At 66.7% G+C, this 12,708-nt stretch carries 13 protein-coding genes and 1 tRNA gene; 10 read left to right on the top strand and 4 right to left on the bottom strand.

What is annotated here, in order from left to right:
* Window positions 1-6: 6 nt before the first annotated feature.
* From rsfS to ACWF4Z_RS33020, 4 genes are all read left to right on the top strand, one after another.
* Entirely contained in the window at window positions 7-390 is a 384-nt protein-coding gene (rsfS, locus tag ACWF4Z_RS33035; protein WP_452247115.1) for a ribosome silencing factor, read from the top strand.
* Window positions 387-1,031, top strand: coding sequence for a histidine phosphatase family protein (locus ACWF4Z_RS33030; RefSeq protein ID WP_452247114.1), 645 nt, complete (start codon window positions 387-389; stop codon window positions 1,029-1,031). Before rsfS ends, ACWF4Z_RS33030 begins: the two co-directional genes overlap by 4 nt.
* Before the next feature lie 351 nt (window positions 1,032-1,382).
* Window positions 1,383-1,455: transfer RNA gene (locus ACWF4Z_RS33025), tRNA-Ala, on the top strand.
* A gap of 286 nt (window positions 1,456-1,741) precedes the next feature.
* Window positions 1,742-2,062 (top strand): hypothetical protein, encoded by a 321-nt coding sequence (locus ACWF4Z_RS33020; protein WP_452247113.1) that lies wholly within the window; start codon window positions 1,742-1,744, stop codon window positions 2,060-2,062.
* A gap of 681 nt (window positions 2,063-2,743) precedes the next feature.
* Here the strand turns inward: ACWF4Z_RS33020 and ACWF4Z_RS33015 are convergent.
* Window positions 2,744-3,649 (bottom strand): aminoglycoside phosphotransferase family protein, encoded by a 906-nt coding sequence (locus ACWF4Z_RS33015; RefSeq protein ID WP_452247112.1) that lies wholly within the window; start codon window positions 3,647-3,649, stop codon window positions 2,744-2,746.
* 183 nt (window positions 3,650-3,832) lie between these two features.
* Complete coding sequence (locus ACWF4Z_RS33010; protein ID WP_452247111.1) at window positions 3,833-4,501, bottom strand: Type 1 glutamine amidotransferase-like domain-containing protein; 669 nt, start codon at window positions 4,499-4,501, stop codon at window positions 3,833-3,835.
* Between the two features lie 108 nt (window positions 4,502-4,609).
* Between ACWF4Z_RS33010 and ACWF4Z_RS33005 the strand changes: the two genes are divergently transcribed.
* Both ACWF4Z_RS33005 and ACWF4Z_RS33000 read left to right on the top strand, forming a co-directional pair.
* Complete coding sequence (locus ACWF4Z_RS33005) at window positions 4,610-5,197, top strand: GNAT family N-acetyltransferase (protein ID WP_452247110.1); 588 nt, start codon at window positions 4,610-4,612, stop codon at window positions 5,195-5,197.
* Between the two features lie 51 nt (window positions 5,198-5,248).
* Window positions 5,249-6,202, top strand: a complete 954-nt coding sequence (locus tag ACWF4Z_RS33000) for a cyclase family protein (RefSeq protein WP_452247109.1) — start codon at window positions 5,249-5,251, stop codon at window positions 6,200-6,202.
* Here the strand turns inward: ACWF4Z_RS33000 and ACWF4Z_RS32995 are convergent, their stop codons facing one another.
* Complete coding sequence (locus tag ACWF4Z_RS32995; RefSeq protein ID WP_452247108.1) at window positions 6,203-7,348, bottom strand: N(5)-(carboxyethyl)ornithine synthase; 1,146 nt, start codon at window positions 7,346-7,348, stop codon at window positions 6,203-6,205.
* Window positions 7,349-7,695: 347 nt separating this feature from the next.
* Here ACWF4Z_RS32995 and ACWF4Z_RS32990 point away from each other — a divergent pair, with 347 nt between their 5' ends.
* From ACWF4Z_RS32990 to ACWF4Z_RS32980, 3 genes are all read left to right on the top strand, one after another.
* The gene (locus ACWF4Z_RS32990; protein ID WP_452247107.1) at window positions 7,696-8,481 is read left to right on the top strand and encodes a phosphotransferase; all 786 of its coding nucleotides are present in this window, start codon (window positions 7,696-7,698) and stop codon (window positions 8,479-8,481) included.
* Window positions 8,482-8,538: 57 nt separating this feature from the next.
* On the top strand, window positions 8,539-9,888 hold the full coding sequence (locus ACWF4Z_RS32985) for a serine hydrolase (RefSeq protein ID WP_452247106.1): 1,350 nt from the start codon (window positions 8,539-8,541) through the stop codon (window positions 9,886-9,888).
* 67 nt (window positions 9,889-9,955) lie between these two features.
* Window positions 9,956-10,798 carry a PhzF family phenazine biosynthesis protein gene (locus tag ACWF4Z_RS32980; protein WP_452247105.1) on the top strand — a complete coding sequence of 281 codons (843 nt, stop codon included), beginning with the start codon at window positions 9,956-9,958 and terminating at the stop codon, window positions 10,796-10,798.
* A gap of 1 nt (window position 10,799) precedes the next feature.
* On the opposite strand, the gene ACWF4Z_RS32975 is transcribed toward ACWF4Z_RS32980, so the two are convergent.
* Window positions 10,800-11,240 carry an Lrp/AsnC family transcriptional regulator gene (locus tag ACWF4Z_RS32975; protein WP_452247104.1) on the bottom strand — a complete coding sequence of 147 codons (441 nt, stop codon included), beginning with the start codon at window positions 11,238-11,240 and terminating at the stop codon, window positions 10,800-10,802.
* A gap of 146 nt (window positions 11,241-11,386) precedes the next feature.
* On the opposite strand from ACWF4Z_RS32975, the gene ACWF4Z_RS32970 reads away from it, so the two are divergent.
* On the top strand, window positions 11,387-12,679 hold the full coding sequence (locus tag ACWF4Z_RS32970; RefSeq protein WP_452247103.1) for an amidohydrolase family protein: 1,293 nt from the start codon (window positions 11,387-11,389) through the stop codon (window positions 12,677-12,679).
* Window positions 12,680-12,708 lie beyond the last annotated feature (29 nt).

The raw sequence follows: 12,708 nt of genomic DNA, 5'->3' as shown, positions 1-12,708 counted from the left end.
CGTTTTATGCCTGCCAGTGAACGCGCCATCGAGCTGCTGACCGCGGCCGCGGAAGCGGCCCACGACAAGAAGGCCGAGAACGTCCTCGCCTTCGACGTCTCCGAGCAGCTCGCCATCACCGACGCGTTCCTGGTCGCGTCCGCCTCCAACGATCGCCAGGTCCGCGCGATCGTCGACGCCGTCGAGGAGAAGCTCCGCGTCGACTTCGACGCCAAGCCGGTCCGCCGCGAAGGCGCCCGGGAAGGCCGCTGGGTCCTGCTCGACTACCTCGAGATCGTCATCCACGTCCAGCACGACGAGGAGCGCAGCTTCTACTCCCTCGAGCGGCTCTGGCGGGACTGCCCGGTCATCCCGCTGCCGTCGCCCGTCCCCGGCCCCGCAGCTGAATGAGCGCCGGACGACTGATCGTCTGGCGCCACGGCCGGACCGAGTGGAACCTCCAGGACAAGATCCAGGGCCAGGCCGACATCCCGCTGGACGCCGTCGGCCTCGAGCAGGCCCGGTCCGCCGCCGCCCGGCTCGCCTCGCTGGCCCCCACCCGTCTCTTCGCCAGCGACCTCAAACGCGCCGCCGCCACGGCTGGTGAACTCTCGGCACTGACCGGCCTCAAAATCGAGTACGACGAGGCCCTCCGCGAAATCAACGTCGACGACTGGGCCGGCCTCACCATGGCCGAACTCGCCGAGATCAACCCCGAAGCCGCCGCCCGTATCCGCTCCGGCGAACCCCAACGCCGCGGCACCGCCGGCGAAACCGTCGAAGAAGTAGCCCAACGCTTCGCCGACGCCCTCACCCGGATAGCCGCCGAAGGCACCCCCGAAGACACCATCGTCATCGCCACCCACGGCCTGGCCGCCCGCGTAGGCATCTGCCTGTTCTTGGGGATCCCCCAAGCTCACTGGCCCGCCTTCGGCGGCCTCTCCAACTGCAACTGGGTCTCGCTCCTGCCCGGCCGCAGGGGATGGCGAATCGAGGAATGGAACGCCGGCTCCCTCCCAGAACCAGTAATGAGCGACGACCCCCAACGCTAAAGGACACCGCTCCGCGGCGGCAGCTCTTTCCGGCGCCTGCGGCGCATCCGCAAACCGCCGCCCGTCCTACCGCGGCTCGCGGGGAACAACTGTGGTGATCAGGGGTATGTGGTCCAACGGACACCGCTCCGCGGCGGCAGCTTTTCCGGCGCCTGCGGCGCGGTCGCCGGCTGTAGTTGACGGCACTTTTGGTCGGCGAGGCGTGATGTGGTCAGTGTGACGCGTGAGGACAACGCACCGCCCGCCGGCACCCCGCGAAGCCCACCGCGACCCCAGCCATCTCCACCCCGGTATCCGATTTTTCTTTGCCACTGGGTATCCGCTAAACTTCCGGAGTCCGCAAGACACCGCGGGGCTTTGGCGCAGTTGGTAGCGCGCTTCCATGGCATGGAAGAGGTCAGGGGTTCGAATCCCCTAAGCTCCACCGAAAGAAACCGCAGGTCAGGAGGCGTCTTCGCCCCCTGACCTGTTCTCGTTAGAGGGCACAGTGGGAGCGATTTGGGAGAACCGTCCGCCTCCCAACAGCTTGGCCGCCAGGCTTCGAACCTCCTGAGCCTTCGGGATGGTCCCCTGATCGCAAGCGCCCAGCCGAGGAGGATCTCGCGCTCAGCCTCTGCCGGAGCAAGGATGGATATGCCGATGCGGGGACGCGGCGCGATGTCCGGTTCGGACCTGCTGAGCGAATGCCGATCTTTGGTACTGTCCCGCCTGTGAGTACTAAGGTGCGGGTCCCCGGCAACGCGATCGCTCTCGGGGGATGGCGAGGCCAGATGGACATCCTCGGCGATGTTCTTCGCGTGGTCGGCGAGGACCCGACGAACCGGCTCGAAATAGATTGCGCCCAGGTGAAGCGTTGTTCCTTCAACTCGAACAACGGGCTATGGGCCTTCCGCATGAAGGACGGCAAGAAACTCTATCTGCAGACGTCAGGCCTCATCCTGTCGGCGGATCGAAGTGAGGCTGGGCGGGCTGCCACCGAGTCGATCGCGGGATTGCTCGCGAAGCACAATGTCCGCGGATTCTCGGTCTGACTGCTCGTCCCACCCGGCCGCGATCCATGCGGTCCTGAAGTAGATCCGGCAGGTCTGCGGTCCGGTTGCTGGCTCAACCTGAGCGGCCGCATTGCCGACGCCTTCCATCGGCTCCGAGCCGCGTTCGCCTGACGACCCCAGCGACCCGCTCGCCCCGACCCAAGGCCCCGGAGGCCCACCCAACGGCAGCGCCAGCCGGCAACCCGATGGCGCCCGCCCCGCTCAACAAGCCTCCGCCACATTCAACGCGCAACCGCCCATTCTCAGGCGGTCGCAGGAAAGGCGGCGGCCGGCGTCGCGCCACGACTTGCTGGGAAGTACGCCGATGGTGACCCTGTGAGTCGGTTACCGTGAATCGAACTTGTTCCAACGACCTCGAGACTTTGCGGAAGGAAATGATCTGGCATGGCGAAATTGACCCCGGAAGAGATCAAGAAGATCCAGCAACAGCAGGCTCAAGAACACGCGAGGAGCGGGGGTAAACCGAACTCGAAGCAGGTAGAAGAAAACAAGGCGTGGGCAAGGGCGGGGACCACGGGGCATAAGGGGCGCAAGATTGGGGAATGAATCCGGCGAGTCGACCTGACCGCCAGGTTCAGCATTCTCCTAAGTTCCACCATCGGTTAGAGGCCGGTTCTCCATTCGGGGAACCGGCCTTTCATGAGCTGAGTGGCTAAAGGCTCACCGGGGGGTTGCGAGGACCTTGGTGATGGCGTGTTGTGCGTAGTTCGCGAGGGTTGGGTTGGTGTCCTTGAAGGACTGCAGGACGATCGCGGCTTGGGACAGGACGCGGCCGCGGCCTCGGAGCCAGGTTGCGTCGTCGACGGCTAGCGTGGCGCGGAAGTTGTCGTGGACGTTCGGGGGCAGCAGGTACCAGACGGGGAACAGGTCGCACGCGGGATCGCCGATGCCGCAGGTCTCGAAGTCGAGGACTGCGGTCAGTCGGCCGTCGGCTGACACGAGTAAGTTGCCTGGTGTGAGGTCCGAGTGCACCCACACCTCGTGGCCGTCGTACGGCGCTGCGAGCGACTCCTCCCACGATGCCAGTGCTGCGCGAGTGTCGATCAGGCCATCCAGTCCGCCGATCGCCTTCCGTGTCGAGGAGTCCAGCGAGACCATCGGAGCACGCGTACGGCGCTCGCCCGGATACGCCGGCGGCCGGTCCGGCAGGTCGATCCGCCGGAACGCGTCAACGAACGCGGCCAGGTCCATCGCGAGCCCACGGGGATCGGCCAGCGCGTCGGGGGTGGGGTGCGTACCGGCGAGCCAGCGGTGGACGGACCACTCGCCTGGGTACGCGTCGGTGGGTGAGCCGATCGCCTCGACCGAAGGAATGGCCACAGGCAGGAACGGCGCGAGTGCCGTGAGTTTGGCCTGCTCTCGCTGTACTAAATCGGTGGTCGATGGCCGGAGCGGTAGCCGTACGGTCAGGTCAGGACCGAGGCGGTAAATCGCGTTCACCAATCCGCTGGAGTCGACCCGCTCCAGCGGCAACGCGGCCCATTGCGGGAACTGCGCAGCCACAAGTTCGCGGACGAGCCGAGTGTCGATGCCGACCTGCTCGACGTCGATCTCGCGGGAACTCACGAGCCCATCCGAGCGATCGGACCCGTGCGCTGTCAACCGAATACCCAGATCCTGCCGAGCCACAGCCTCGGAGCCGAGCCACAGCCTCGGAGCCCAGCCACAGCCTCGGAATTGATGGTTGGGCGGTCGCGGCGCGCGTACGTTCGAGTCCGCCGAGGGACGATGGGTATTGCTGGACGGCGGTCAAGCGGGGAAGGACTTCCAGTGGCCTTCGGAGATGATTTCGACCTTGTCGTTGGCTACTTTGAGGGCGGTTTGGTCGTCTATGGCGTAGGCGGGGCCTGCGATGTCGGCGGCCCAGGCTTCTGCGTTGGCCAGGGTGTTGCTGGGCATGAGTTCGTGGTCGAGGTGCGGGTAGATCGAGAAGTCGACGAATCCGAGTGTTCGGTCGTCGGGTGCTTCGGGCCATTTGACGAAGTCGGTGCCGATGCGCGGGGTCATGACCATGCTGCCGGCGCTGAGGCCTACCCAGACTGTGTCGGTCAGCGACGGGATGAGGTCCGACAGGCCTGACTGTTGGATCCAGTGGTGCAGGTAGGTGGCCTCGCCGCCGTTTACCAGGAGTACGTCGGCTTCTCGGACCCACGGCACCCACCGGTCCGTGCCGATGCTCGGTAGGGCAGTCAGCTCCAGGACGCCCAAGGAGGCCCAGTCGAGGCTGGTCATCGAGTGCCACGGAGGGGTGCCGGCGACGAAATTCCGTACCGAGGTGGGCCCGAGCATGGGTTGACCCCACTGCGCCGTCGGGATGCAGAGCGCGTTGGACTCCGAGATCGGCTTGCCCAGCAGGTCGATCAGGGCCTCGCGGATGCTCTCATTCGTAATGCCTCCTGAGGTGAGAAGGAGTTTCACTATGCCTCCCTAGTTGGGTACGTCTGTACTACGGACGCTACGGTCCGCATCCGACAATCTCGGGCTATCGGACGCAGAACGTCCGGAATCGGGGGTACGTTGCTGGGCATGTCCGACTTCAGGATCAAGGCGCTCACGCCGGAGACGTTCGACGACTTCGCCGCTCTGGTCGAGCGGAACAAGGGGATGTTCGCCAGTTGCTGGTGCACGCATTTCCATCCTGAGTGCGCGGAGAAAGGCCAGACCGCGGAAGGGAACCGGGCTCTCAAGCAACGTCTGGTGGCCGACGGGATCGCGCACGCGGCGCTTGTGTACGACGGGGACCGGGCCGTCGCCTGGGCGGAGTACGGATCGCCCGAGGAGCTGCCCAACATCCAGCACCGCAAGGAGTACGTTGCCACCGCTGAGCGACTGCCCGACTACCGCGTCACCTGCATCCTGGTAGAGCGCAGCTTTCGCGGTCAGGGCCTGGCAGCAGTCGCCCTGCGCGGAGCCGTTGAGCTGATCGCGCAGGCCGGCGGCGGCGTGGTCGAGGGCTACCCGCACGACACCGGCGGCGTCCGGAAGAAGAACTCGTCGTTCCTCTACAACGGCACCCGCACGATGTACGAACGCGAAGGCTTCAGCTACGACCGCCCCAAAGGTCTATGCAACTGCGTCATGATCCGCGAGGTCGCCCCAGCCAAGCACGCCTGATCCTGGGGTTCGTCTAGGGTCGTGGCAGTTCTTGGCTGGAGGGGTGGTGAGATGACGGTGGAGCGAGTGGTGCCTTCGCAGGATGACGTCCTGCAGTACTTCGACGCGTTGTCGAACTGGGGGCGGTGGGGGGATGACGACGAGCTTGGCACGTTGAATCTGGTGACTGATGACGTCCGGGTCGCCGCGGCGGGGGCTGTGCGGCATGGGCGGAGTGTGTCGTGTGCGTGGGAGGTCGCCGTACCGGAGGAGATGGAGCGGGCGACTACCTCGTGCCCTTGTGCTGCTGAGATGCCGGGGGGCGAGCACATGCCGGCGCTGTTCCAGAACGACCGGCGGTGGGGGTTTTCGAACGAGCGGCTCGGGATCTTCTTTCACGGGAACACGATCACTCACCTCGATTCGCCGTGCCATCTGTTCTGGGACGGCAAGATGTACAACGGGCGGTCGCACGCACTCGTCAACGCTGAAACGGGATCGGCGTGGGCGGCGGTGACGGCAGCGGCGAACGGGATCGTCACGCGCGGTGTGTTGCTGGACGTTGCGGCGGTCCGCGACGTGCCGTGGCTGAAGCCAGGTGAGGGTGTGTGCCCGGAGGATCTCGAGGAAGCCGAGCGTCGTCAGGGTGTGCGGGTGCGATCGGGCGACGCCGTACTCCTGCGGACTGGGTACGGTCGCGACCGGCACGAGAACGGTGTGGCCGGCGGTATCACGCAGGCCGGTTGGCATGCGTCCTGCCTGCCGTGGCTGCATGAGCGAGGGGTCGCGCTGATCGGCGCCGACACTCCTCAGGACGTTCAGCCGTCGGGGTACGACGACGTCCTGATGCCGGTGCACGCGGTGAGCCTGGTCGCGATGGGGCTGTGGATGATCGACAACTGCGACCTGGAGGCGTGCGCGACGACGGCTGCCGAACTCGGCCAGTGGGACTTCCAGCTCGCGGTCGCCCCGGTTCGCTTCGCCGGTACGTCGGGAAGCCCGGTCAACCCGATCGCCACCTTCTGATCAGGCCACAATGGGATGCGGATAGTCCGCAGAGCGGTGCTGGAACAGCAGCACGTCAGGGTTGCGGATGATCCCGTCCTGGATCTCGATCGCCCGCCGGATCGTCGGCTCGTCGTCCCACGCAGCGGGACCCGCCACCATGGTCGCGATGTACGGCAGGAGTGCCTCGCTGATCTCCCAGGTCGCCGAGTTCCACAGGTACGACGGGCTGTGATCGACCGCGTAGTAGGTCACGTCGTTGCCGACTGTGAAGGTCGGCTTGGCGAACGACGTCGGTCGCGCCCAACTGAAGCCCATGCCCTCGTCGCACGACACGTCGATGATCAGGGTGCCCACGGGGAGCAGGCCGAGATCGTCGTCGATGAGGAAGGTCAACGGCGCGTTCGTGTCCTGCAGCACACAGTTGACGATGATGTCGTGTTCGGCCAGGAACCCGGCCAGCGGCCGGCTTCCGTCCTCGGTCAGGACCTCGCTGCGCCGGGGATCGGCGTTGTCGTGGTCGAAATGCAGCATCGTCGCCGAGTGGATCGGCGAGCCGACCGCCGCGATCTCGCGGTTGGTCAGTACGTCGATGTCGTGCACGCCATGGGCGTTCAGCGCAGTGACCGCACCGCGCGCCGTGGCGCCGAAACCGATCACGGCCGCGCGCAGCCGCCGTCCGTAGTCACCCGTGCAGCCGATGAGTTGCAGCGCATGCAGGACCGAGCAATAGCCGGCAAGCTCGTTGTTCTTGTGGAACACGTGCAAGCCGAACGAACCATCGCTGTTCCAATGGTTCATGGCCTCGAACGCCACCAGGGTCAGTCGCCGATCGATCGCGACCTGGGTGAGCTCCTCGTCCTGCACGCAATGCGGCCAGCCCCACAGCACCTGCCCGGTCCGCAACTCGGCAAGGTCGGCGACCTGCGGTTTGGGCAGCAGGATGATGTCGGACTCGGCGATCAACTCCTCACGACTGCCCAGGCTTCCCACCAGCGAATCCAACTCGCGATCCGAGACGCCGAAGCGATCGCCGTACCCCCGTTCGAGGGAGATCTGCTCGCGCAGCTCCGGCGCGATCCGCTCGAAGTGCAGCGGGTGAATCGGCAGCCGGCCCTCGTCGGGCTTACCGGATCGGGACAGGACACCAAGTCTGAGATTCTGCACGGCCGCTCCCTGGATCGGTCTGCTGGATTGCGCAGGTGAAGCAGCGTGAGCCGCTTCGAGCGCCGCCTCGAGGAGGGGTCTGGTCGTCGCGGTCGGTACGGCGACACTAGCACCCGGGTCATATCCCCGGAGTAGGTTGCACCCGTGGAGTACACGCCAACTGCGGACGAGGTCGCGCGAGCGTTCGAACTGGGCACGCCGGCCGGCGACCTCGTTCATGTACGACGCGGCGACACCGATGCCTGGCGGCTCGACACGCGACCGGAAGCTACTTCGTCAAGGGGTGCTTCTCGACGACAGGTGGTCAGTTCCAGGGCGAGAATCTGACGGACCAGCTGGCGTTCGCGATGGCCTTCGAGCGCGAGGCGCTTGCGGCCGGCGTGGACATGCCGGCGCCGGTCATGCCGGTCGATCCCTTGCTGGGTTGGGCGACGCGGATCGAGGATCGGCTGGTTCGGGTCTACCGATGGGTCGAACACGCTCAGGTCGACCGCGATGTCTCGACCTGGCTCGGACAGACGATGCTGCAGGTCCATCAGCTGCGGCCGATCGGCGGGGAGGGCTTGCCTCGCTGGTGGCAGGGCGCGGTCCAGTCACCCGCGACCTGGGCGGACTGGTTCGCGAAGGCAAGAGATCGGGACGCGTCGTGGGCCAGTCTCTTCCAGCCGAGCATCCTCGCCGTGACTGACCGCATCGCCGAACTGAGCAACGCCGTACCAGACCTCATCACCACCCACGGCGATTTCAAGACCCACAACCTCGTCATGTCTGCCGCCGGACCCGTCCTCGTGGATTGGGACAGCGTCCGCACCGACAGCGCCGCCCTCGAGGCGGGCCGGGTCGCGTACATCTTCGGATCCGGCGAGCCCACCCAGATCAACAGAATCCTGACCGCGTACGTCGAAGCCGGCGGCGACCTCGGATGGGCCGGGCCGGACCTCTTCCTCAGCGTGACCAGAAACTACATCCAGGTCCTCGGCGAGCACATCCGCGCCTCCCTCGGCGAAGAACCCGCGGCCCACTGGATGGGCGACCCGGCAACGATCGAGGCCACCATCACCACCAAACTGCGAGACCTCCCCGACACCGTCGACCACCTCCGTCACCTCGCGTCGACGACCGGCCCGCGCTAGGACGCAGCCGCAGGAAATACGTGTCCGAGATACTGCGGGACGGCGTACCGTCACCACATGAAGGGGAGCGTGGAGGCGGAGTTGTGGCCGCTGCTCGAGGGGATTGCCGGCTCGCGGAACGTGGCGGGGCTGGCTGTTGCGGTCGTGCGCGACCGGGAGGTGGTCGCGCGTGGGTTCGGCGTACGAGACGTCGACACCGGTACGCCGGTCACCCCCGAGACGATGTTTCACCTCGCGTCGGTGTCCAAACCCTTTGTGGCGACAGCGATCGCGTCACTGGCGAGGGCGAGGGACGGCCGCGCGGCAGTGCTCGATCTGGATGCGCCGATCACCGAATGGGTCCCCGAGTTCACGCTCGCCGACGGTCGAGCCGGGGAGGTGACGGCGCGGGGACTGTTGAGTCATTCAAGCGGTCTGCCGGACGTCTCGGACTACGGCTGGCACGATCCGCAGCTCGGCGACGACGCCTTGAGCGAGTTCGCTCGGAGCTTGTCGGATTGGCGGTTGGAGGCCGAGCCGGGTACGGCGTTCTCGTACTCCAATGCCGGGTACGAGTTGCTCGGGCTGATGTTGTCGAGGGCAACGGGTACGACGTTCGAGAACGCCGTACGGCAACAGGTCTTTGATCCCCTGGGGATGCGAAACAGCACCTTCCTGCGAGCCGAAGTGCCCGGGGAGCTGGCTGCTTCACCGCATGTCGGGATGCCCTTGGCGGTGCCAGGAGACGCTTATCCGTACACCAGACGCCACGCACCAAGCTCGACCATGCACTCGAACTTGGTCGAGCTGAGTCGCTGGATAGTGGCGCACTTCGAGTCCGCCGGCGAGCCGCCGCTGGACGCCGGCCTGGTCGAGCTCGTGTCGCAGCCCGTGCTGCCGATGGGGCACCCACCGTGGGAAGAAGCGGCGGGGCTGGGTTGGGCGATCGGCAGCTATCGCGGGCACCGGACGCTGAGCCACAATGGTTTGGACCCTGGGTTCAAGGCGAGGCTCGTGATGGTGCCTGCGCTGCGTACGGGCGTCGTCGTACTGGCCAACTCGAACACGGCCCCCACCTGGCCCATTGCCACGGCCGCCCTCGACGTCGCTGTCGGCCATGGTGCGGACAGCGAGGCCGTGAAGGAGCTGCGCGGCGTGCGGCCTCCGGCTGACGAGTTCGATCTCGACGACGACGGGTTCGGCGACGCTGTCTGGGGAGCGATCGAACTGCACCGGACCGGGTTGGTCTGGCCCGTCTTGCGGATGTGGACAGAGTTGCGTCCGGACTCGTCGCCGGCCTGGACGATGACCGGATGGGCCAACGAGGTGGACGGGCGGTCCGACCTGGCGAGGGAGGTCCTCCACCGCGCCCTCGACCTCGATCCCGCGAACGACGAGGCCGCGCAGATCCTGGCCAGGCTCCGGTGAGCTCGAGCCGGACCGGCATGCCTACATCTCGTACGCTGGTACCCCGACGCCGTTCGAGAGGGCTTCCATGCCGCGTGATCGTTCGTTTCTCCAGGTCGATGTGTTCTCGACGAGTCCGTACGGCGGGAATCCGGTCGGCGTCGTACTGGATGGGACCGACCTGACGGACGAGCAGATGCAGCGCGTGGCGCGCTGGACGAATCTGTCCGAGACGACGTTCGTCCTGCCGCCGACGGTGCCGGAGGCGGACTACCGGCTGCGGATCTTCACGCCCGGCGATGAGCTGCCGTTCGCCGGTCACCCCACGCTCGGCTCCGCACACGCCTGGCTGGATGCAGGTGGGGTGCCGCAACACGCTGGCCGCATCGTGCAGGAATGCGCTGCCGGCCTGATCGCTGTCCGTCGGGCCGACGATGTGCTGTCGTTCGCAGCACCGCCTCGCGTGCGTGAGGGCGCTCTCGATGACGACTACCTGCAACAGATCATCAAGGCGTTCGGCATCGCGCCCGATCAGGTCGTGGCGCACCAATGGGTCGACAACGGTCCGGGCTGGGCCGTGATCCGCCTGGCGACCGCGGACGAGGTTCTCGCCCTCGAGCCGGACCTGTCGCTGATCCCGACCGCGATGGTCGGTGCGATCGGGGCCCATCCGGACGGAGCGACGCATCAATTCGAGCTGCGCACGTTCGCACCGGCTGTCGGAGTGCCCGAGGATCCGGCCTGCGGCAGCATGAACGCAGGGGTCGGCCAGTGGCTGACGTCGACGGGCGCCGCGCCGGATTCGTATCGCGTCTCGCAAGGTACGAGGGTCGGCCGCGCCGCGACCATCGAAGTCTCGGCCGATGCCGACGGCACCATCTGGGTCAGCGGCGGAACGACCGTGTGCATCCGCGGCACGATCACCATCTGAGTCAAACCTCAGGCAGAAGCGTCTTCATGGTGACGTAACTGGTCACAGTGGCGACGCCGGGCAGCGCGGCCAGCTCGTTGGCATGGAAGTTTTCGTACGCCGGGAGGTCGGCGACCTCGACCTGGAGCAGGTAGTCGAAGTTCCCCGTGATGTGGTGACAGGCCACGACCTGGGGTAGCTGCGTGATCCCGCGCTCGAAGGCGACGACGTCGGCGCGGGCGTGGCGCATCAGCCGGACACCCGCGAACACCCGCAGGCTGCGCCCGATCGCGGCGGGATCGATGAGCGCCCGGTACCCGCGGATGACTCCGGTCTCCTCCAGGTGCCGCACGCGCCGCAGGCACGGCGACGGCGACAGCCCGACGCGGGCAGCCAACTCGTTGTTGCTGATCCGGCCGTCACGTTCGAGCACGGTCAGGATGGCCCGATCCACGTCGTCCATGACAGCAGATTATTGCGCCATGCATAGTGCTACCACAATCCTGCGCCGCTGACTCGCGCAATCCGTTGCCAAAATTGCCCATGATGCCGGATTCAGAGCCTTGAAAGCTTCACGATGGACTCCTGAGCGCAGACCGAAGGAGTTCGATGAAGACCCTGATCACCGGCGGCATCGTCGTCACCATGGACCCGGCGATCGGTGACCTCGGCCGCGGCGACGTGCTGATCGAGAACGGCGTGATCGTCGAGGTCGGCGCGCACATCGAGGCGCCGGAAGCGAAGGTGGTCGACGCGACCGAGCGGATCGTCATGCCCGGCTTCGTCGACAACCATCGACACGCTTGGCAGACCGCGTTCCGCGGCGTGGGAGCGGACTGGACGTTCCCCGAGTGGGCGGCGGCCATGCACGGCACGGTCAAACCGCACTACCGACCCGAAGACGTCTACATCGGCACTCTTCTCGGCCGGTTGGAGGCGCTGCACTCCGGCGTGACCACGATGCTCGACTGGTATCACGTCGCGCAGACCCACGAGCACGAAGACGCCGCGATCGCAGCGCTGCGGGATGCACCAGGCCGATCGCTCTTCTGCCTGGGCGCCGGCTGGGGGAGTGCCGACCCGGTCGACGACGACATCCGCCGTGTTCACGCCGAGCTCGCCGGTGATGCCCGACTCTCTCTGGTGCTCGGCCTACGCGGTCCCGAGGCCACGACGATGGACACTGTGGCCCGGGAGCTGAAGCTGGCCGAAGAATTCGGACTACGCACCAGCCTGCACGTCGACGGCGGCGGACCCCGGCAACCCGTGGCCGAATTGCACGAGCACGGTCTCCTGCGTGACACCACCACGTTCGTCCACGCCAACGGCATCAGCGACGACGAACTGCGGATGCTCGCCGACGCAGGCAGTTCCGTGTCGATCAGCCCGGACGTCGAACTCAAGATGGGTTTCGGGTTCCCGATGACCGGCCGCGTCCTGGCCGCCGGTCTGCGCCCCACCTTGTCCGTGGACGACGTCCCGGCGGTCGGTGGTGACCTGTTCTCGACGATGCGTACGGCGTTCGCCGTACAACGCGGTCTGGACGGGAGCCTGCGCTCGCGCGACCTGCTGGAGTTCACTACGGTCGACGCCGCCCGGTCGTTGGGGCTCGACGCACGCGTCGGCAGCATCACGCCCGGCAAAGACGCGGACCTCGTCCTGCTCCGCGCCGATGATCTGACCGTCTTCCCGGTCACCGACCCGATCGCCACCATCGTCAGCGCCGGACACCCCGGCCTGGTCGACACCGTGATCGCGGCCGGTCGCATCGTCAAACGCGACGGCGCACTGGTAGACGTGGACCTCGCGGCGCTGCGAACCCGCCTGCTCGCATCGCGCAACCGAATCGCCCAAGCAGCCGGCATCCCGCTCGACGGCACCTGGCGGCCGCAACCGCAGTAACAATGATGGGAGGATCCACCCAGCCCCTG

This window comes from Kribbella sp. NPDC055071, assembly GCF_053608045.1.
Note: the sequence above shows the minus strand (reverse complement) of the source record. Positions and strands in the feature narration are given on the sequence as shown.

Bases quoted from the DNA above. Each gene is read 5' to 3' on its own strand.
- rsfS (WP_452247115.1), top strand. From the start codon at position 7: ATGCCTGCCAGTGAACGCGCCATCGAGCTGCTGACCGCGGCCGCGGAA.
- ACWF4Z_RS33030 (WP_452247114.1), top strand. From the start codon at position 387: ATGAGCGCCGGACGACTGATCGTCTGGCGCCACGGCCGGACCGAGTGG.
- ACWF4Z_RS33005 (WP_452247110.1), top strand. From the start codon at position 4,610: ATGTCCGACTTCAGGATCAAGGCGCTCACGCCGGAGACGTTCGACGAC.
- ACWF4Z_RS33000 (WP_452247109.1), top strand. From the start codon at position 5,249: ATGACGGTGGAGCGAGTGGTGCCTTCGCAGGATGACGTCCTGCAGTAC.
- ACWF4Z_RS32990 (WP_452247107.1), top strand. From the start codon at position 7,696: ATGGCCTTCGAGCGCGAGGCGCTTGCGGCCGGCGTGGACATGCCGGCG.
- ACWF4Z_RS32985 (WP_452247106.1), top strand. From the start codon at position 8,539: ATGAAGGGGAGCGTGGAGGCGGAGTTGTGGCCGCTGCTCGAGGGGATT.
- ACWF4Z_RS32980 (WP_452247105.1), top strand. From the start codon at position 9,956: ATGCCGCGTGATCGTTCGTTTCTCCAGGTCGATGTGTTCTCGACGAGT.
- ACWF4Z_RS32975 (WP_452247104.1), bottom strand. From the start codon at position 11,240: ATGGACGACGTGGATCGGGCCATCCTGACCGTGCTCGAACGTGACGGC.
- ACWF4Z_RS32970 (WP_452247103.1), top strand. From the start codon at position 11,387: ATGAAGACCCTGATCACCGGCGGCATCGTCGTCACCATGGACCCGGCG.